This is a genomic window from Mycobacterium sp. pV006 (assembly GCF_041287115.1).
Classification (GTDB): Bacteria; Actinomycetota; Actinomycetes; order Mycobacteriales; family Mycobacteriaceae; genus Mycobacterium.
Genome location: NZ_JBGGKT010000010.1, coordinates 52,068 through 70,390 on the forward strand (window position 1 = coordinate 52,068; position 18,323 = coordinate 70,390).

General features: G+C 67.7%; 16 protein-coding genes and 2 pseudogenes. 10 read left to right on the plus strand and 8 right to left on the minus strand.

Translation table 11 applies throughout. From position 1 onward, the window contains the following. Nucleotides 1-23 precede the first annotated feature (23 nt). Nucleotides 24-908 (minus strand): tRNA glutamyl-Q(34) synthetase GluQRS, encoded by an 885-nt coding sequence (gene gluQRS / locus ACAG25_RS16480; protein ID WP_370489544.1) that lies wholly within the window; start codon nucleotides 906-908, stop codon nucleotides 24-26. A 35-nt stretch (nucleotides 909-943) separates the two neighbouring features. On the opposite strand from gluQRS, the gene ACAG25_RS16485 reads away from it, so the two are divergent. Next, complete coding sequence (locus ACAG25_RS16485; protein ID WP_370489545.1) at nucleotides 944-1,933, plus strand: phosphotransferase enzyme family protein; 990 nt, start codon at nucleotides 944-946, stop codon at nucleotides 1,931-1,933. A gap of 44 nt (nucleotides 1,934-1,977) precedes the next feature. Next, a complete protein-coding gene (ftsH, locus tag ACAG25_RS16490; RefSeq protein ID WP_370489546.1) occupies nucleotides 1,978-3,954 on the plus strand; it encodes an ATP-dependent zinc metalloprotease FtsH in 1,977 nt (658 codons plus the stop codon). A gap of 13 nt (nucleotides 3,955-3,967) precedes the next feature. Here ftsH and ACAG25_RS16495 read toward each other — a convergent pair whose 3' ends face one another. The 3 genes from ACAG25_RS16495 to ACAG25_RS16505 are packed head-to-tail and all read right to left on the minus strand — an operon-like array spanning nucleotide 3,968 to nucleotide 6,811. Then, a complete protein-coding gene (locus tag ACAG25_RS16495; RefSeq protein WP_370489547.1) occupies nucleotides 3,968-5,005 on the minus strand; it encodes a S1C family serine protease in 1,038 nt (345 codons plus the stop codon). Between the two features lie 9 nt (nucleotides 5,006-5,014). Further along, nucleotides 5,015-5,686: an MBL fold metallo-hydrolase gene (locus tag ACAG25_RS16500; RefSeq protein WP_370489548.1), complete on the minus strand. Its 672-nt coding sequence runs from the start codon at nucleotides 5,684-5,686 to the stop codon at nucleotides 5,015-5,017. Nucleotides 5,687-5,719: 33 nt separating this feature from the next. Then, nucleotides 5,720-6,811 (minus strand): ATP-dependent DNA ligase, encoded by a 1,092-nt coding sequence (locus ACAG25_RS16505; RefSeq protein WP_370489549.1) that lies wholly within the window; start codon nucleotides 6,809-6,811, stop codon nucleotides 5,720-5,722. An 81-nt stretch (nucleotides 6,812-6,892) separates the two neighbouring features. Between ACAG25_RS16505 and ACAG25_RS16510 the strand changes: the two genes are divergently transcribed. Next, nucleotides 6,893-8,494 carry a GMC family oxidoreductase gene (locus ACAG25_RS16510; protein ID WP_370489550.1) on the plus strand — a complete coding sequence of 534 codons (1,602 nt, stop codon included), beginning with the start codon at nucleotides 6,893-6,895 and terminating at the stop codon, nucleotides 8,492-8,494. A gap of 124 nt (nucleotides 8,495-8,618) precedes the next feature. Here ACAG25_RS16510 and ACAG25_RS16515 read toward each other — a convergent pair whose 3' ends face one another. After that, complete coding sequence (locus ACAG25_RS16515; protein ID WP_370489551.1) at nucleotides 8,619-9,443, minus strand: mycofactocin-coupled SDR family oxidoreductase; 825 nt, start codon at nucleotides 9,441-9,443, stop codon at nucleotides 8,619-8,621. A gap of 70 nt (nucleotides 9,444-9,513) precedes the next feature. On the opposite strand from ACAG25_RS16515, the gene ACAG25_RS16520 reads away from it, so the two are divergent. The 4 genes from ACAG25_RS16520 to ACAG25_RS16535 are packed head-to-tail and all read left to right on the plus strand — an operon-like array spanning nucleotide 9,514 to nucleotide 13,382. After that, the gene (locus tag ACAG25_RS16520; RefSeq protein WP_370489552.1) at nucleotides 9,514-10,257 is read left to right on the plus strand and encodes an SDR family NAD(P)-dependent oxidoreductase; all 744 of its coding nucleotides are present in this window, start codon (nucleotides 9,514-9,516) and stop codon (nucleotides 10,255-10,257) included. Next, a complete protein-coding gene (locus ACAG25_RS16525) occupies nucleotides 10,254-11,594 on the plus strand; it encodes a cytochrome P450 (RefSeq protein WP_370489553.1) in 1,341 nt (446 codons plus the stop codon). The genes ACAG25_RS16520 and ACAG25_RS16525 overlap by 4 nt, the downstream gene beginning before the upstream one ends. Next, nucleotides 11,591-12,454, plus strand: a complete 864-nt coding sequence (locus ACAG25_RS16530) for an SDR family NAD(P)-dependent oxidoreductase (RefSeq protein ID WP_370489554.1) — start codon at nucleotides 11,591-11,593, stop codon at nucleotides 12,452-12,454. The genes ACAG25_RS16525 and ACAG25_RS16530 overlap by 4 nt, the downstream gene beginning before the upstream one ends. Before the next feature lie 4 nt (nucleotides 12,455-12,458). Then, nucleotides 12,459-13,382 (plus strand): TIGR03564 family F420-dependent LLM class oxidoreductase, encoded by a 924-nt coding sequence (locus ACAG25_RS16535; RefSeq protein WP_370489555.1) that lies wholly within the window; start codon nucleotides 12,459-12,461, stop codon nucleotides 13,380-13,382. On the opposite strand, the gene ACAG25_RS16540 is transcribed toward ACAG25_RS16535, so the two are convergent. Beyond that, the gene (locus ACAG25_RS16540) at nucleotides 13,379-14,059 is read right to left on the minus strand and encodes a nitroreductase family protein (RefSeq protein ID WP_370489556.1); all 681 of its coding nucleotides are present in this window, start codon (nucleotides 14,057-14,059) and stop codon (nucleotides 13,379-13,381) included. The genes ACAG25_RS16535 and ACAG25_RS16540 overlap by 4 nt on opposite strands. A gap of 87 nt (nucleotides 14,060-14,146) precedes the next feature. Here ACAG25_RS16540 and ACAG25_RS16545 point away from each other — a divergent pair, with 87 nt between their 5' ends. Beyond that, nucleotides 14,147-14,917, plus strand: a complete 771-nt coding sequence (locus ACAG25_RS16545) for an SDR family NAD(P)-dependent oxidoreductase (protein ID WP_370489557.1) — start codon at nucleotides 14,147-14,149, stop codon at nucleotides 14,915-14,917. Between the two features lie 2 nt (nucleotides 14,918-14,919). Further along, nucleotides 14,920-15,341 (plus strand): annotated as a pseudogene (locus tag ACAG25_RS16550) (VOC family protein). On the opposite strand, the gene ACAG25_RS16555 reads toward ACAG25_RS16550, so the two are convergent. Further along, on the minus strand, nucleotides 15,313-16,185 hold the full coding sequence (locus tag ACAG25_RS16555; RefSeq protein ID WP_370489558.1) for a TIGR03619 family F420-dependent LLM class oxidoreductase: 873 nt from the start codon (nucleotides 16,183-16,185) through the stop codon (nucleotides 15,313-15,315). The pseudogene ACAG25_RS16550 and the gene ACAG25_RS16555 overlap by 29 nt on opposite strands. A gap of 43 nt (nucleotides 16,186-16,228) precedes the next feature. Here ACAG25_RS16555 and ACAG25_RS16560 point away from each other — a divergent pair, with 43 nt between their 5' ends. Then, complete coding sequence (locus ACAG25_RS16560) at nucleotides 16,229-17,416, plus strand: cytochrome P450 (protein ID WP_370489559.1); 1,188 nt, start codon at nucleotides 16,229-16,231, stop codon at nucleotides 17,414-17,416. Here the strand turns inward: ACAG25_RS16560 and ACAG25_RS16565 are convergent. Further along, a pseudogene (locus ACAG25_RS16565) lies at nucleotides 17,410-18,305 on the minus strand (MBL fold metallo-hydrolase). The gene ACAG25_RS16560 and the pseudogene ACAG25_RS16565 overlap by 7 nt on opposite strands. Between the last annotated feature and the right edge of the window lie 18 nt (nucleotides 18,306-18,323).

An 18,323-nucleotide genomic window follows, 5' to 3' on the forward strand; every position in this document is an offset into this window, starting at 1 on the left:
CAAACGATCTCACGGCGATCCGCTCATCGGGGTCGGTATATCCACGCCGAGCGCGGCAACCGTCCCGGGTCGAACTCCGTCAGCATGTCCTCGGGTGTGCGCGCGGTGTAGCCGAGCGATTCGGCGATCTGTGCCAGCGCCGCATCCACCCCGATCTCGGCGAGCGTCACCGCGCCGTCTCGTTTGGCCAGCCGCGCACCGTCGGCGTTGAGCACCAGCGGCACGTGCGCGTACACGGGTGGGCGGTGGCCGAGCCACTCGGCAAGATAGGACTGCCGGGGTGACGACGACAGCAGGTCGTCGCCGCGAACCACCTGGTCGATGCCGGAGGCGGCGTCGTCGACCACGACGGCGAGGTTGTAGGCCGGTACGCCGTCACCGCGCCGCACCACGAAATCGTCGACCACGCCGGTGTACTCGCCGTGCAGGACGTCGTGCACCGTGTAGGACGTCACGTCGGTGCGCAGCCGAAGGGCCGGGGGCCGTCCCGTCTGTTCCCGGCGGGCGGCGCGCTCGGCCGCGGTGAGGTCGCGGCAGGTGCCGGGGTAGGCGCCCTCCGGGGCGTGCGGTGCGCGCGGCGCCGTCGCGATGTCCTTTCTGCTGCAATAGCATTCGAACAACCGGCCGTCGGCGGCGAGCTGGTCGACGACGGTGTCGTAGCGCTCGCGCTGCGTGCTCTGCCGCTCGGTGGGGCCGTCCCAGGTGATCCCCAACGCGGCCAGGTCGGCGAGTTGACGGTCGGCGATGTCGGTGTCGGTGCGGTCGTCGAGATCCTCCACGCGCATCAGGAACCGGCGACCTGTGGAGCGGGCGAAGAGCCACGCCAACAACGCGGTGCGCAGGTTGCCGATGTGCAGATCGGCCGACGGGCTCGGCGCGAACCGGCCCGCACCCGCGGGACTCGTCACGACCGTCAGATTAGCCGTGGGCCAGACTGAGGGGGATGTCCGGGATGCCAGCCGACCACCACCGCTTCGCGCGCGCGGCGCTGCCCGCCTATGCGCGCGCGGCCGACGCGCCGCTGCGGCTGCTCAGCCTGTCGGAGAACGCCACCTACCTCGTCGACGACGGGGAGCCCCTGGTGCTGCGGGTGCACCGCCCCGGTTACCACCCGATGGTGGCGATCCGCTCGGAACTGGCGTGGATGACCGCGTTGCGGCGCGAGACCGACGTCGTCACCCCGGCGTCGATCCCAGCGGCCGACGGACGCGACGTCGTCGCCACCACCGTCGGTGGGCGCACGCTGCACGTCGATGCGATGACCTTCGTCGACGGGTGCACGGCCGAGGAACGCCCCGACGCGGTGGGATACGACCAACTCGGCCGGCTGACCGCGCAGATGCACGACCACGCGACCCGGTGGGCCCCGCCGCCGTTCTTCACCCGATTCCGCTGGGACCTGCAAGCCACGCTGGGACCGGCCGCACGCTGGGGTGACTGGCGCGCAGCGTACGGGCGCCGTGACGGTGCCGTGGTCGTGGAGAAAGCCGCCGCGCAGGTCGCGTCGGCGCTGCAGGAATTCGGACAGGGGCCGGACCGGTTCGGGCTGATCCACGCGGATCTGCGGATGGCCAACCTCATGGTCGCCGCGTCGGGCCCCTCCGGCCTGACCGTCATCGACTTCGACGACAGCGGGTGGTCCTGGTATCTGGCCGATCTCGGCGCGGTCGTCTCGTTCATCGAGGACACCCCGCAGGCAGAGCAGATGATCACCGACTGGCTGCGTGGCTACCGACAGGTGCGTCGGCTGCCCTCGTCGCATCTGGCGATGGTGCCCACGTTCGTGATGTGGCGTCGGCTGATGCTCACGGCGTGGGTGGCCTCGCACCCCGAATCCGACGCCGCGGTCACCTTCGGCGACGGATTCGCCGACGGGACAGTCGCATTGGCGCAGCACTACCTCGAGGACCGCGGCTGGATGCGCTACGAGTAGACGCGCGTTGTTTGCAACCCCGCAGGTGTGGGTGAACATGACATATGGCCAACCGTCCCGTCCCCACGCAGACCCCCGGGCAAGGTCGGGAACCGTCGCAACGACCACCGAAGCCCTGGCGTACCGAGGGGCTGCCGCCCGAGGATGGGACGACCGAACCGCCACCTCCACGGCCGAGCTGGTGGCGTGTCCTGAGCTATCTGCTCGTCGGTTACCTGGTGGTGTTCGGACTGTTGTCCGTGCAGGACTCGATCGGCGGGCCCACCCACATCCCGTACACCGATTTCACCGCGCAGGTGGAGCAGCGCAACGTGGCAGAGGTGTTCTCCCGCGGCGACTCCATTCAAGGTGAACTGCGCGAGCCCCGGCCGGTGCCCGACGAGGACGGCTCGGCGGAGGACGCTGCGACCTACGAGCAGTTCACCACCGAGCGACCCGCCTTCGCCCAAGACGATCTGCTGGCAGCGCTGAAAGACAGCGGTGCCGTCGTGTCCGCGGAACCGCTGACCGAGGAGCGGGGGGTCCTGCTCAACCTCCTGATCTCGCTGGCGCCGATTCTTCTTCTGTTCGGCTTCTGGTATTGGCTGTTCAAACGCAGCCAGAAAGCCCTGGGGGCCGGCGCAGGCGGGATGTTCGGCGGTCTGGGCGGCGGTGACAAACGCAAACCGGTCGACCCCGAATCGGTGCGGACCACCTTCGCCGACGTCGCCGGCATCGACGAGGTCAAAGCCGAAATCAGTGAAATCGTCGACTATCTGCGCGATCCGGACAAGTACCGCAAGCTCGGCGCACGCGCCCCCAAAGGTGTGTTGTTGTCCGGGTCGCCCGGTACGGGGAAGACGCTGCTGGCGCGTGCGACCGCCGGAGAGGCCGATGTGCCGTTCTTCTCGGCCAGCGGTTCGGAGTTCATCGAGATGATCGTCGGCGTGGGTGCCAACCGGGTCCGTGAACTCTTCGGGGAGGCCCGTAAAGTCGCTCCGGCGATCATCTTCATCGACGAGATCGACACCATCGGCCGTGCCCGCAGCAGCGCCGCCACCGTCGGCGGACACGATGAACGCGAGCAGACCCTCAACCAGGTCCTCACCGAGATGGACGGTTTCACCGGCAACGAGGGCGTCGTGGTTCTCGCGGCCACCAACCGTCCGGACATCCTCGACCCGGCGCTGCTACGACCGGGACGCTTCGACCGGTCCATCGTCGTCAACCCGCCCGACCGCAAGGGGCGCGCCGACATCCTGCGGGTGCACACCCGCAGCGTGCCACTCGGCGACGACGTCGATCTCGAGCAACTCGCCGCGATGACACCCGGCATGACGGGGGCAGACCTGGCCAACCTCGTCAACGAGGCCGCACTGGCCGCGGCACGTGACGGCCAATCACACGTGAGCTTCCAGAATCTCGGCGACGCCCTGGAGAAGACCCAGTTGGGTACCGCCCGCAACGTGGTGCTCTCCGATGAGGAGCGCCGGCGCACCGCCTATCACGAAGGTGGGCACGCGCTTCTGGGCATGTTGCAGCCCGGCGCTGATCCGGTGCGCAAGGTGTCGATCATCCCGCGCGGCCACGCACTGGGTGTCACGCTGTCCACCCCGGAGGAGGACCGCTACGGCTACACCGCCGAGTACCTACGCGGACGCATCATCGGGGCACTCGGCGGCATGGCCGCCGAAGAAGAAGTCTTCGGCGTCGTCACCACCGGAGCGGAAAGCGATTTGGAGACCGGCACCAACATCGCGCGGGCGATGGTCGGCCGCTGGGGGATGTCCGAGCACGTCGGCCCGGTGTCGGTGCTGCCCAAGGAAGGTGACCCCCGCATGATGGGGGTCTCCGACGCCATGTTGGCCTCCGTCGACGACGAAGTGCGCCGGCTGATCGAGAGCTGCTACGCCGAAGCCCGGGAACTGCTGCGCGAGAACCGAAACCGACTCGACAATATCGCCGCAGAACTACTCGAACACGAGACGCTCGACGAAGCGCAGGTGTACGCAGCGGCCGGGATCACCAAGCTGCCGGTGTAGCGGCACGCGCTGATCAGCTGCGCGAGCCGATCGTCACCTCCAGTGCGACGCGGTCACGTCCCCGCATGACGACCAGGGGCTGACGCGAGTCCGGGGTGGTGCGGCGAAGCGCGCCGAGCAGGTCCTCCACCGACTCCACCTTCTCGCCGGCCAGTTCGACGATCACGTCGCCCGGTCGCACACCGGCCGCCGCAGCAGGACTACCGGGCTCCACGCCGCGCACCAGCGCGCCGCTCTCCACGGGCACCCGCAACTCCTGCCGGATGGCCGGAGTCAGGCGGCTGGTCGAGACCCCGAGGAACGGGTGCGTGGCGCGGCCGTCGGTGAGCAACTGTTCGGTGACGTCGAGCACGGTCGACGTCGGGATCGCGAATCCGAGCGACACCGCGCCGGCGGCCGGCGGGATGTAGGCCTCGTTGATACCGACCACGCGTCCCTGCGCATCGAGCAGCGCTCCGCCGGAGTTGCCGGGGGAGATCGACGCGTCGGTCTGGATCAGGTCGACCAGCGACGAGCTGGCCACCGCCGAGTCGGGGATGTTGCGGTTGAGCCCGGAGATGATGCCGGCTGTCGCGGTGTTCTCGAACCCCAGCGGACTGCCGATGGCGATGGCGATCTCGCCGGGGCGGGGCAGATCGCTGCGGTATTCCGGTACCGGGAGGTCGCCGCGCTCGGAGCGGACGACCGCGAGGTCGGTGACCTCGTCGGCGGCCAGTACCCGTCCGGTGGCGTTGACGCCGTCGGCGAAACCGATGGTGACTTCGCGGGCATTGCCCACCACATGCGCGTTGGTGACGATGATGTCGGGACGCAGGACCACTCCGCTGCCGACGCCGCCCGGAAGCTGGATCGTCACGACGCTGGGGCTGACCCGCTCCACCAGGTCGGCGAAACCGGTTGCCGGCGGCGGCGCCGGGGCTGGTGACGGGCTGGTTGTCTCGGTGGTAGGCGGAGGTGTCGTCGTGGTTTGCGAATCCTGCTGTGCGACTTGTCCACACGCGGTCAACGTCAACGCGACGGCTCCCGCGGCGGCAATCCGTGCCGGCCTCATCGGGCCAGACTACTCGGGGCCGTCAGCCACCGGGAGACACTTCGCGATACCGAGTGGGAGGCCGTGTTCGGCTTCTTCGAGGATCCGATGCCACTGTCGGGCATCGACGCGGTGGACGGCGTCGTCCTGAAACGCGCTGGAGATCACGACATCCGGGGTGACGTCGGCGAGCACGCCGAGGCTGGCTGCGATCGTCTCGGCATCGGCCGGTTGGTGGATGCCCTCGATGTACCCGGCGCGCCACCGCCCGTCGGCCAGGCGGAACAGGGTGTCACCGGTGAACAGGTAGCGGCCCTCCGCGCCGGGCACCAGGTAGCAGACCGCACCGGGTGAGTGGCCCGGTGTCGGGATGATCTCGACACCGAGGTCGTCGGTGTGCCGTCCCTCCAGCGCGACATCGACTCGTGTGTGTCTGCCGATGTCGGCGAGATCACCCGCCGGTGCGTGTAATGCGTTGTGGAACCGGTCTTTGATCGCGACGAGTGCGGGACCGGCTTCGTCGCGGTGCGAGAGGTATTGGCGGGCCACGCCGCCGAGCTCGGCCAGACCGTCGAAATCGGCGTCGGTCGCGGGGGAGTAGAACAACACCCGGTGCGGCGTCCAGAAATAGGCGTGCGTGGTCAGACCGGGGAACGGGGAATCGACCCGGGTCTCGTAGAGGTCGTCGAATATCTTGCGCATGCGTCCAGGCTGCAACCTCAAGTCCTGTTGAGGTCAATACCCGGTCGTGCCCAGTCCGGCGACGATGTCGCCCAGGCGGTAGGTGACCGGACGTTCGAGTTGGTCGAAGGTGCACGAGCGCGGATCGCGGTCCGGACGCCAACGATTGAACTGCGCGGTGTGACGGAACCTGCGGCCTTCCATGTGGTCGTAGCGGACCTCCACCACCCGCTCGGGACGCAGCGGCACGAACGACAGATCCTTGCCCGCATTCCACCGCGAACCGCCGCCGTAGCGGCGCGCCAGCTCCGGGTCGGCGGCGGCCTGCGCCGCCCAGTCCCACGGATGCTGATCGAACGTGGTCACCAGCGGCGCGAGTTCGGTCAGCAGTTCCCGCCGCCGGGCCATCGGGAACGCGCCGATGACACCGACCGATGCGAGCGAACCGTCGTCGTCGTAGAGCCCGAGCAACAGTGAACCCACCGCGTCGGGACCGGATTTGTGCGGACGGTATCCCGCGACCACGCAGTCGGCGGTGCGTTGATGCTTGAGCTTGAACATCACCCGCTTGTCCGGCTGATAGGTCAGGTCGCGGGGCTTGGCGATGACGCCGTCGAGGCCGGCGCCCTCGAAGTCGGTGAACCACCGCCGCGCCTTCGCGGGATCGTCGGTGGCCGGCGTGAGATGGATCGAGGTCCCCGCGCCGGCCAGTGCATCGACGAGCACCGCGCGGCGCTGCGCGAACGGCGCACCGGTGTAATCGGTGTCGCCGAGCGCCAACAGGTCGAACGCGATGAACGCCGCGGGCGTCTGTTCGGCCAGCATGCGCACCCGCGATGCGGCCGGGTGCAGCCGCAGCTGCAATGCCTCGAAGTCCAGCCGGTCGTCGGTGGCGATCACGATCTCTCCGTCCAGCACACAGCGGCTCGGCAACTCGGCGCGCGCAGCCTCGACCAGCTCGGGGAAGTAGCGAGTCATGGGCCGCTCCTTGCGGCTGCCCAGCTCGACCTCGTCGCCGTCACGGAACAGGATCGACCGGAACCCGTCCCACTTCGGCTCGTAGAGATAGTCGGTCGGGTCGCCGGGCACCTCGGACACCGGTTTGGCCAGCATCGGCGGTACCGGCGGCAGGACGGGCAGCCTCATGGTTTCCCATTGTGGTCCCTGTCGGCGCACGCGCAGGCGTACTATACGTCCGTACAGCGTCGACGAGAGGCGGATGCGGCAGTGACGAGCTACGACTACATCATCGCCGGGGCGGGATCTGCCGGCTGCGTCCTTGCCAACCGCTTGTCGGAGGACCCCCGCAACCGTGTGCTGCTGCTCGAGGCCGGTCCCGTGGACCGCAGCCTGTGGTTCCACATCCCCAAAGGCGCAGGCAAGGTCTTCGAGACCGAGAAGTACATGTGGCATTACGAGACCACGCCGTTCGGGCCGAAGCCACACGTCGAGCAGTGGATGCGCGGGAAGGTACTCGGCGGGTCCAGCGCGATCAACGGCCTGATCTACAACCGCGGCAACCGCGCCGACTACGACGGACTCGAACGCCTCGGCAACAAGGGCTGGGGGTGGGACGAGATCCTGCCGATCTTCAGAGGTTTCGAGAACAACGAATTCGGTCCCTCCGCCACCCGGGGTGTCGGCGGCCCGCTGAACATCTCGGTGCCGCGCGATGCAGATCCGCTGTGTGAGGAGATGATCGACGCCGCGACGCGCATCGGCATGTGGCGGGTCGAGGACATCAACGAATCCGACGGTGAGCGAGTGGGTTACGCGACCTCGACGATCCGCAAGGGGCGCCGGGTCAGTGCCGCCACGGCATTCCTCAAGCCGGCGCTGCGCAGGCCCAACCTGACGCTGCGGACCGGTGCGTTGGTCCGCCGCGTGCTGTTGGAGGGCGAGCGAGCCGTCGGCGTGGAGGTGGTAACGCCCAGCGGCGTCGAGCAACTGCGCGCACGGCGTGAGGTGATCGTGTCGATGGGCAGCCTGAACTCACCGAAGGTGCTGCAGCTCTCGGGCATCGGTCCCCGAGAGGTGTTGTCGGAGGCCGGTGTGGCGGTTCGGGTGGAGAGCGACCGTGTCGGTCGCGGCCTCCACGAACACCGGTGCGCCACTTTGCGGTTGGGGCTTAAGGAGGACCTCGGCTACAACAAGTACCTCGCCACGGCGATGGGCCAGGCCATGACAGGCATGAAGTACCTGGCCAATCGGCGCGGACCGTTGTCGGCGCCGTCCTTCGACGTCGTCGGTTTCGTCAAGGCGCAGCCCGGGGCCGAACGTCCCGACGGTCAGGTGATGATGGGGCCGTACACGCTACCGCCCTACAACGTCGGTGAGCCGGTCGCCATCCAACGCGAGGCCGGAGTGTCCTGCCTCGGCATGGTGTTGCGTCCCACCTCGACGGGACACCTCGAGATCACCTCGGCGGATCCGCTGGCCCCGGTGCGGATCAACCCGAATTACCTGACCAGCGACTACGACCGCGACACCGCCGCAAAGCTCATGCGCAAGATGCGCTCGATCTTCGAGCAGTCACCGATCGCCGATCGCCTCAGCGGGGAGACCTATCCGGGTCCGCAGGTACGCAGTGACGAGGAACTGGTCGACGCGGCGCTCGACGGCGGTTACTGCGGGTACCACGCTGTGGGCACGTGTGCGATGGGGCCCAGCGACCACGATGTCGTCGACAACCAGCTCCGGGTGCGTGGAGTGGACGGGCTGCGCGTGGTCGACTGCTCGGTGATGCCGACCATCGTCGCGGGCAACCTCAACGGGCCCATGATGGCCATGGCCTGGCGCGCCGCCGACTTCATCCTGCACGGCCGCTGAGCCACCCACCCCCGCGTGCCGAAATCACGCCAACCCCCGCCGAAATTGCGTTCCACGCGCGTCAAGTCGCCACTTGACGCGCGTGGAACGCAATTTCGGCGAGGCCCGCTACATCGCTACATCGCTACATCGCGGCGTTACCGGCGTCGACCGGTAGCGCGGTGCCGGTGATGTACCGCGCGCCGTCGCTGACGAGGAACAGCACGGCCGCGGTGACATCCTCGGGATCCACGTAGGGCACCGGCAGCAGGTTCCCACCCATTCCGGTGCCCTCCGGGTTTGCCGCGACCACATTGGCCATGTGCTCGTTGAAGATCATCGGCGTCGCGACGCCGGTCGGGTGGATCGAGTTCACCCGAATATTGTGCGACGCATAGGCATTGGCCGCCGAGCGCATCAGGCCGACGACGCCGTGCTTGGACGCGGCGTAGGCGAAGATCGCCGCGCTGCCGTCGCCGCCCCGGCCCACCAGGCCCTGCATCGAACTGACCAGCACCATGGACCCGCCTGTGCCGCGGCGGATCATCGACGGCGCGGTCGCGGCGATGGTGTGCCAGACACCGACCAGGTTGACGTCGAGGATGTCCCGGTACACCGCGGTATCGGTCGGGTCGGGCAGACCGATTCCGACCACGCCGGCATTGGCCACGACGATGTCCACGTCGCCGAATCGGGCGATTCCGCCGTCGATACCGGCTTGCAGAGCATCGAGGTCGCGGACGTCGGCGACGACGGTCTCGATCCGGCCACCGACGGCGCGCACCTGTTCGGCGGTCTCGGCGAGGTCGGCCTCGGTCGCCAGCGGGTACGGAATCGACTCGATATCGGCACACCGGTCGACGGCGATGATGTCGACCCCCTGCTGCGCCAACGCCACGGCGTGGCTTCGGCCCTGGCCCCGGGCGGCGCCCGTGATCACAGCGACGCGGCGTGGCGATTCCTGCGGCATGAACTCTCCTGACGGTCGGTTGTCGGAGAATATAGCCTGTGCTATACATCCGTACAGCGAAGGAGATGTGGTGACCCGAGTAGCAGTGGTGACCGGTGGCGCGTCGGGCCTCGGAGCGGCGATCTGTGCCGGCTTGGCTGAGGACGGTCACCGTGTCGCGGTACTGGACCTCGAACACGCGGCCGCCGAAGAGGTGGCGCAGCGGATCCGCGAGCGAGGCGGTGACGCGCTCGCCGTCGGTGTCGACGTCGCCGACGAGGAGTCGGTACAAGCCGCATTCGCCACGGTGCGTGAACAATTGGGACCGGTGCAGATCCTGGTGACCAGTGCCGCGATCGGTGGGTTCACCCGGTTCGACAAGATCACCCTCGACGAGTGGAACCGCTATCTGGCGGTCAACCTCACCGGAACGTTCCTCAGTATCCGGGCCGCGCTGACCGACATGGTTGACGCCAAGTGGGGCAGGGTCGTGACGATCTCCTCGGCCGCCGGCCAACAGGGCGCCCCGCGCCAAGGGCACTACTCGGCCACCAAAGGCGGGGTGATTGCCATGACCAAGACCGTCGCGCGTGACTACGCCAAACACGGCATCACCGCGAACTCCGTCCCGCCGTTCGCGATCGAGACGCCGATGCTGCGTCAACAACAGGCAGAGGGCAAGCTGCCGCCGGACGAGTACCTGACCCAGGCGATCCCCGCCGGGCGGGTCGGCGGCCCCGAGGACGTCGCCGCGGTCTGCTCGTTCCTGTGTACCGACGCCGCGGGCTATGTCACCGGACAGGTCATCGGGGTGAACGGCGGTGCGGTGGTATGACGACTCCGCAGTACTTCTTCGACCGGCACGCGCCGGACTATCGCGAACGGTTTCTCCACATCACCCACGAGATGCAGCAGCGATGCCCCTTGGCGTGGACGGACACCTACGACGGTCACTGGGTGGCGGCCGGCAGCGAGGAAGTCTTCGAACTGGCGCGGTGCCCGCACGTGTCCAACGACCACGATGTCAACCACGAACGACGCGGCTACAAGGGCATCTCGATTCCCACGATGATCGAGGCGGAGAATTTTCGCGGCGGCATGCTCGAGATGGACGACCCTGAGCATCGCATCTACCGCACGGTGTTGAACCCCTATCTATCGCCGGCCGCGGTCAAACGCTGGCAGCCTTTCATCGATGAGATCACCCGCGCGTGCCTCGACGACCACATCGAGTCAGGACGCATCGATTTCGTCGACGATCTGGCCAATGTGGTGCCGGCGGTGCTGACACTCGCGATGCTGGGGGTGCCGCTGGACAAATGGGAGATGTACAACGAGCCGGCCCACGCGTCGGTGTACACCCCACCGGATTCTCCGGACGCCGACCGGGTACGCGAGCTCTACCTCGCGATGGGTGTGGATCTGTTCACCAACCTGATCGAAATCCGCGACCATCCCCGGCCCGGAATCATCGACGCACTGGCCAGAATGCGCATCGACGGGCAGGCCCCGCCGGACATCGAGCTGATCGGGATGCTCAACCTGCTGATCGGTGGCGGATTCGACACCACCACAGCGCTGACCGCCCATGCGCTGGAATGGCTTTCGGAGCACACGGACGAGCGCGAGCGACTCTCCCGCGAGCGTGACACCCTGCTCGACCAGGCCACCGAAGAATTTCTGCACTACTTCACGCCCGCCCCCGGCGACGGCCGCACCATCGCCGAGGACATGAAGATCGGCGACATCGAATTACGTGAAGGGCAACGGTTGTGGCTGTCCTGGGCGATGGCCAACCGCGACCCCACCGTGTTCACCGAACCCGACGACATCGTGCTGGACCGGAAGGGCAACGGGCACTTCAGCTTCGGCCTCGGGGTCCATCGCTGCATCGGCTCGAACGTCGCACGCACGGTGTTCAAGTCGATGCTCACCGCCGTCCTGGATCGCATGCCCGACTACCGGTGTGATCCTGCCGGCACCGTGCACTACGACAGCATCGGCGTCATCCAGGGCATGCGCCACCTCCCGGCGGACTTCACACCGGGAGCACGGAAAGGACCGGGGCTCGCCGAGACGCTGCCGAAGCTGCAACGCATCTGCGACGAGCAGGGGTTGGCGCGACCGATCACCGAGTTCAGGGGCGAAGCCAGAATCGAGGACAACGTATGACTTCCGAGCCTCCCGTCGCCGTGGTGACCGGCGGCAGCCGAGGGGCCGGCGCCGGAATCGCGCATGCACTGGGCGCCCACGGTTGCACGGTGTACGTGACGGGCCGCACCGTGCACGGTGGGGAGTCTGCGCGGAAGGGCACGATCGAGGAGACCGCCGAGCGCGTCACCGCCGCCGGCGGCCGGGGCATCGCGGTCCGCGTCGACCACAGTGACGACGAACAGGTCGAGGCGTTCTTCGCTCAGGTCGCCGACGAACAGGGCCGCATCGACATCCTGGTCAACAACGCCGCGATCATCCGCGACGAGATGATGGGCCGCACCAAGTTCTGGGAAGAACCGATCAACGTCATCGACACCCTCGACGTCGGACTGCGCAGCAGCTATGTCTCCACCGTCTACGCAGCGCCACTGATGGTGCCGCACCGGCGCGGACTGGTGGTGTTCACCTCGTCCTCCGGTGCGGTGCACTACGCGTTCGGCCCGGCCTACGGCGTGCCCAAGGCCGGCACCGACAAGATGGCCGCCGACATGGCCCGCGATTTCGCCGATGTCGGCATCGCCGCTGTGTCGATCTGGATGGGGTCGCTGCTGACCGACCGGGTGCGCGGCATCATCGCGAGCAATCCGGAGAAGTTCGGCCACATCCTGGAGTCCGCCGAGACGCCGGAACTCACCGGCCACGTGATCTGGGCGCTCGCGCAGGACCCCGAACTCATGGAACTGAGCGGGCAGACGCTGATCGGCGCGGAACTGGCGGTCAGGTACGGCATCAAGGACGAAGGGGACCGCCAACCGCCGTCGTACCGCGAGCTTTTCGGGGTCCACCCGGTGCCGCAGCAGGCCCATGTGATGCGATGAGCGCATGCGGATCGGACTGACCGGCGGCGCCTCCACCGTCGACAAGATCGTCGATCAGGCCCAGCGGGCCGAGGCCGACGGCTTCACCTCGCTGTGGTACGCCAGTTCGGTCGCCGGGGATCCGCTGGTGGCGATGGCGCTCGCGGGTCGGGCCACCACAACGATCGAACTCGGGACCGCTGTCCTGCAGACCTATCCGTGCCATCCGCTGCTGCAGGCCAATCGCGTTGTCGCGGCGGCGAATGCGATGGGCAGACCGGGACTGACCCTCGGATTGGGACCCTCGCATGAACCGATTGTCCGCGATGTGCTCGGGCTGTCCTACGAAAAGCCGGCGCACAACACCCGCGAGTATCTCCAGATCCTGACCGCGCTGTTGTCCGGCGCAGACGTGGATTTCGACGGCACTCACTGGAGCACCCACAGCGAGGGACGGATGGTGGCGCCCGAGTATCCGGTGCCGGTGCTGTTGTCGGCACTGTCACCGAAGATGCTCGCGGTCGCCGCGGATCTGACCGACGGCGTGGTGCTGTGGATGGCCTCGGCGTCGGTGATCGGCGAACGAATCGCCCCGGCGTTGAGGGGTGCGACGCACGCGCCGGACAAACCGGCCCCGCGCATCGTGGCCGGACTTCCGGTCGCCGTGCATGACGACGTCGCCGAAGCCCACGCCGCCATCTCGGCAACGGCGGCAGGCTACGAGCGAATGGTGAACTATCAGAACGTCATCCGCGCAGGCGGCGGGACGACTGCCGCCGATGTCGGGATCGTCGGCGACGAAGACGCGGTCGCGCGGCAGCTCACCGAGCTGATCGACGCCGGCACCACCGACGTGTGGGCGCAGCCCGTGGCGGTCGGATCCGGGCGCGAGCAACTCAGATCCTCGTTGAAGCGGACCCGCAGGCTGCTACGCGACCTGCTCGACTAACCGCCGCCCCGCGGCCGGGCGCCGCGGCCGTAGGTGATGTCCGCACGGTCGGGATCCCAACGGTTGCGGAACACCACGTCGGTCAACGGACGGCGACGCACCGGACCGTGACGGCCGCGCGGCCAGCCCACCACCATGTGTCCGGCCAGAAACCACTCGTCGGGGATGCCCGTGGCGTCCCGCAACGCCTGCTCACCACCGTAGGACGCCCAGCTGGTGATGCACGCGCCCAGGCCCTGGGCACGTGCGGCGAGGTAGAAATTCTGCAAAGCAGGGTAGATCGAGCCGCCCTGCAGGAACTCCGAGGAGAACTCGTTCTTGTACGCGGTGAACAGCACCGAGGTGAACTCGCCTGCCCGGTCGTGCAATTCGTAGGTCGCGCGGTTGTTGCGGGCCGAGCGGCTGTCGTCGTCGGGGGCCGGCCGCGACATACCGTAGATCGACTCGATCGACTCCAACGCGATCTTGGCAGCGGTGGCCACTGCCGCCCGCTGTTCCGGCCCGTCGAGCACGATGAACCGCCACAGCTGGGCGTTGGCGCCGTTGGGCGCCCAGGTGGCGGCCTGCAGGCAGCGGTCCAGCGTCTCGTCATCGACGGGTTCGTCGGTGAACCTGCGTATCGATCTCGCGGTGGACAGCACTTCCCAGACATCGTCGGTCGGATGCGGCATGTCCATTGGTGTACTCGACGCAAGCAGGCTTGTCGAGAACCAGCGTGCTGTACAGTCGTACTGCACATCGGAGGCGGAGACAGGAGTAGCGCTGTGAGCGACAGGTTCTCGATGGAAGGGCGGGTCGCTGTCATCACCGGTGGCGGCACCGGGATCGGCCGGGCATCAGCACTCGTGCTGGCCGAACACGGCGCCGACATCGTCCTGGCCGGCCGGCGTGAGGAGCCGCTGAAGGCGACCGCGACCGAGATCGAGGCACTGGGCCGTCGCGCCCTGACCGTGCCCACCGACGTGACCAGCGCCGAGCAGTGCCAGGCGCTGATCGACACCACGGTCGGGGAGTTCGGCCGCGTCGACGTGCTACTCAACAACGCCGGTGGCGGCGAGACCAAGTCGCTGATGAAGTGGACCGACGAGGAATGGCATCAGGTGCTCGACCTGAACCTGTCCAGCGCGTGGTATCTGTCGCGGGCGGCCGCCAAGCCGATGATCGCCCAGGGCAAGGGTGCGATCGTCAACATCTCCTCCGGTGCGAGTCTGCTCGCCATGCCGCAGGCGGCCATCTACGGTGCGGCCAAGGCCGGACTGAACAATCTGACCGGATCGATGGCTGCGGCGTGGACCCGGAAAGGCGTGCGGGTCAACTGCATCGCCTGTGGGGCCATCCGGACGCCGGGACTTGAGGCCGACGCGAAACGGCAGGGCTTCGACATCGACATGATCGGTCAGACCAACGGGTCCGGACGGATCGCCGAGCCCGACGAGATCGGTTACGGTGTGCTGTTCTTCGCCTCCGACGCTTCGAGCTACTGCTCGGGGCAGACGCTGTACATGCACGGCGGTCCCGGCCCGGCGGGGGTGTGACGGTGAACGTCAGCCACATCGGCCTGCGGGTCCGCGACATCGAGAAATCCAAGCTGTTCTACGAGGCGCTGGGTTTCAGCGAGGTCAAGCGTCTCAAGGTGCCCGACCAGATGCGCAGGGCCTGTTGGGGCTGGAGCCGCCGATCGGGTTCGAGGCGGCCTATCTGCGCAACGACGGAGTGGTGCTGCAGCTGCTGACCTTCTCGGGCTATCCGGCTCCGGAGGAGTCGGAGCGTGGCATGGTCGGCGCCGGGTTGACCCACATCTCGATTGCAGTGGAGGACATGGGAGCCGCGCAGGCCGCGGTGACCGCTCACGGCGGCGGGGTGATCGCCGATCCGGGCGGCGGATACGCCTGCATGGTCCGTGACCCGGACGGTCAGCTGCTGGAACTGGTCAGCGAGAAGGTGCGGCCGGTTCCCTGAGGTCGGCGACCATCTCGGCGTACCGATCCAGGAACGACAGTGTGGTCGAGGGGTCCTGGCTGTCACGGCGGCCGCCGCCGATGACGACGCGGGTGAAGCCGAGGTCGCGGTAGCGGGCCAGCCGGTTGGGCGATGGGTCCCCCCAGGCCATGACTGTCAGGTCCAGCGTCGCGGGATCGCGGCCCGCCTCCTCCGCGCGGCGGCGGAAGTCCTCGACGGCGGCCGGCAGGTCGCGGAACGCGGTGTCGCCGGGCAGCCAGCCGTCGGCCCACGGTAAACACGCGCCGACCGCTTTGGGTCCTGTCGCGGCGGCCAGGATCGGTGGACCCGGCTGTTGGTGCGGCTTGGGGAACGACCACACCGGCCCGAAATCGTAATGATCGCCGTGATATTCGGCTTCGTCGGCAGTCCACAGTGCTCGTAGTGCGCCGACCAGCTCGGTCAGCGCCTGGTACCGCTGCGGCCAGGGGGTCGTGCTCGCGACCTCGAGTTCGGTGCGGACCCCGACACCGACGCCGAGGAGGAGCCGGCCGGCACTGAGCTGATCCAGTGTGGCGACCTGCTTGGCGAAGGTGAACAGTTCGTGTTCCAGCGGCAGCGCGACCGCGGTCCCCAGGCGCAACATGGTGGTCGATCGCGCGGCGAGCAGCAATGACATCAACGGATCCCACATCCGCTGTTGAGCATGCAGCAGGGACGCCGGCAGGGAACCGGCTGCCGCCACCGGGATCTGCGGATGCTCGCCCACCCACAACGACTCGAACCCCCGCTGCTCCAACTCGGAGGCGAGCACATCCGGCGCAAGGTCATCCGGGGTGTTCAGGCTGACGAAACCGATGTGCATGGATACTCCCTCGAGCGATCGGCGGTGCTGTACGATCGTACAGGTGAGCGCGTTGTATTACGACCCGTATGACGTCGAGATCGACCGGGACCCCTACCCCGTCTATCGGAGGCTGCGGGACGAGGCGCCCGTCTACTACAACGAGAAGTTCGACTTCTGGGGGCTGAGCCGGTTCTCCGACGTGGAGACCGCGCTGCGTGACGTGGAGAACCTCAGCTCGGCCAAAGGCGACATCCTCGAGGTCGTCAAAGCCGAACCCGTGATGCCCGACGGCGTGTTCATCAACGAGGACCCGCCGCTGCACACGGTGCACCGGTTGCTCGTGTCGCGGGCCTTCACGCCGCGGAAGATGAAGGCGATCGAAGAGCAGATCCGAACGTTCTGTGCCGCGTGCCTGGATCCGTTGCGCGACGGCGACCGGTTCGACTTCACGCTCGATCTCGGTGCCGAGATGCCGATGCGGGTCATCGGGATGTTGGTCGGCATGCCGGACTCGTTGCAGCGCAGCGTCCGCAAGGTCGCCGGTGCCCGGCTGCGCAACAAGGCCGGTGAACCGTTGCCGGTCAAGAAGGACAACTACTTCAACGGCAACATGTTCCGGGACTACGTCGCGTGGCGTAAGGACAATCCCGGCGACGATCTGGTGACCGAGTTGCTCAACGTGGAGTTCGACGACGTCGACGGGGTGCGCCGCAAGTTGCGCGACGAGGAACTGCTGGTGTTCCTCGGGGTGATCGCCAACGCCGGTACCGAAACGGTCGGGCGCCTGTTCGGCTGGCTGGGCAAGGTGCTCGCCGAACATCCGGATCAGCGACGCGAACTGGTCGCCGACCCGTCACTGATACCCGGTGCCGTCGAGGAGATCCTGCGCCTGGAGCCGCCGGTTCACCACATCGCCCGCTACGTCGCCAAAGACGTGCAGTACCAAGGTCAGACGATCCCGAAGGGTAGCGCGCTGCTGCTGATGGCCGGTGCGGCCAACCGCGACGAACGCCGCTTCGAGGATCCGGACACCTTCGACATCCGGCGCAACCCGAACCATCTGACCTTCGGGCGCGGTGCCCACTTCTGCCTCGGTGCCTCGCTGGCGCGCATCGAGGGCCGGGTCGCGCTGGAGGAGATCCTCAAGCGCTGGCCCGACTGGACGATCGACGAGGACAACAACGCCACCCGCGCGCCGACAGCCGCGGTGCGGGGCTGGGATTCGATGCCGGCGATCGTGGGTCAGTAGTCCCAGACGGCCGGCACGCACCGGAACACGTCGCCCTTCGTAGCCACGTTGCACACCGAAGGGAACGGCAGGTGGGTGGCGACGAGTGATTCACCCGTGCCCGCCAACTCGGTGAGCAGATCCACCCGTACCCGGACGGCCTCGTCGGGATCGTGCTCGAAACCGTTGTGCCAGCCCGGGTTGTCGAAACCGGGTGCGAACACCGCGTCGCCGGCGAAGGTCATCTGGTCGCCACCGGAGGCGAGGCGGACCACGCTGTGCCCGGGCGTGTGACCGCCGGTGCGACTGACCAGAACCCCGGGCGCGACCTCGTACTCTGATTCGAAAGTCCGCAGGCTGCTGCGGTATTCGGTCAAGAACCGCGATGCGGTCGCGCGCAGCACCGCAGGTACCGGTTGCGGCATGCAGGTGCGCGAGAAGTCGGGCGCCTCCCAGAACTCGGCTTCGCGGGCCGCCAGATGGACGCGGACATCCTTGCGCAGACGGGCTTTCACTCCGTCGGTGAGCAGACCGCCGACGTGGTCCATGTGCAGATGGGTGAGCACCACATCGGTCACCGACGCGAGATCGATCCCGGCGGCCTCCAGCCGCGCCACGGTCTGACCGGCTCGCGGAAGTCCGGGAACTCCACCCCGAGACCCGCGTCGACCAAGATCGTCCGGTCGCCGCTACGGACGACGACGACGTTCAACGGCCAGTCGAGCACATCCGGGGGCAGAAACATGTCGTGCAGCCAGCTCGACAGCGCTGCCGGTTCGGCGTTCGTTGCCAGCGTCGTCGCGGTGATGGGAAGTACACCGTCGCTGATCACCAGCACCTCGATGTCACCCACCGGCACCGCATAGCGCGACGGAACCAGTTCGCCGGAACGTGTATCGGTGATGCTCATGGTCGTTCTCCTTCGGTC

Bases quoted from the DNA above. Each gene is read 5' to 3' on its own strand.
- ACAG25_RS16485 (WP_370489545.1), top strand. From the start codon at position 944: ATGTCCGGGATGCCAGCCGACCACCACCGCTTCGCGCGCGCGGCGCTG.
- ACAG25_RS16525 (WP_370489553.1), top strand. From the start codon at position 10,254: ATGACGACTCCGCAGTACTTCTTCGACCGGCACGCGCCGGACTATCGC.
- ACAG25_RS16530 (WP_370489554.1), top strand. From the start codon at position 11,591: ATGACTTCCGAGCCTCCCGTCGCCGTGGTGACCGGCGGCAGCCGAGGG.
- ftsH (WP_370489546.1), top strand. From the start codon at position 1,978: ATGGCCAACCGTCCCGTCCCCACGCAGACCCCCGGGCAAGGTCGGGAA.
- ACAG25_RS16515 (WP_370489551.1), bottom strand. From the start codon at position 9,443: ATGCCGCAGGAATCGCCACGCCGCGTCGCTGTGATCACGGGCGCCGCC.
- ACAG25_RS16540 (WP_370489556.1), bottom strand. From the start codon at position 14,059: ATGGACATGCCGCATCCGACCGACGATGTCTGGGAAGTGCTGTCCACC.
- ACAG25_RS16555 (WP_370489558.1), bottom strand. From the start codon at position 16,185: ATGCACATCGGTTTCGTCAGCCTGAACACCCCGGATGACCTTGCGCCG.
- ACAG25_RS16505 (WP_370489549.1), bottom strand. From the start codon at position 6,811: ATGAGGCTGCCCGTCCTGCCGCCGGTACCGCCGATGCTGGCCAAACCG.
- ACAG25_RS16495 (WP_370489547.1), bottom strand. From the start codon at position 5,005: ATGAGGCCGGCACGGATTGCCGCCGCGGGAGCCGTCGCGTTGACGTTG.
- ACAG25_RS16535 (WP_370489555.1), top strand. From the start codon at position 12,459: ATGCGGATCGGACTGACCGGCGGCGCCTCCACCGTCGACAAGATCGTC.
- ACAG25_RS16500 (WP_370489548.1), bottom strand. From the start codon at position 5,686: ATGCGCAAGATATTCGACGACCTCTACGAGACCCGGGTCGATTCCCCG.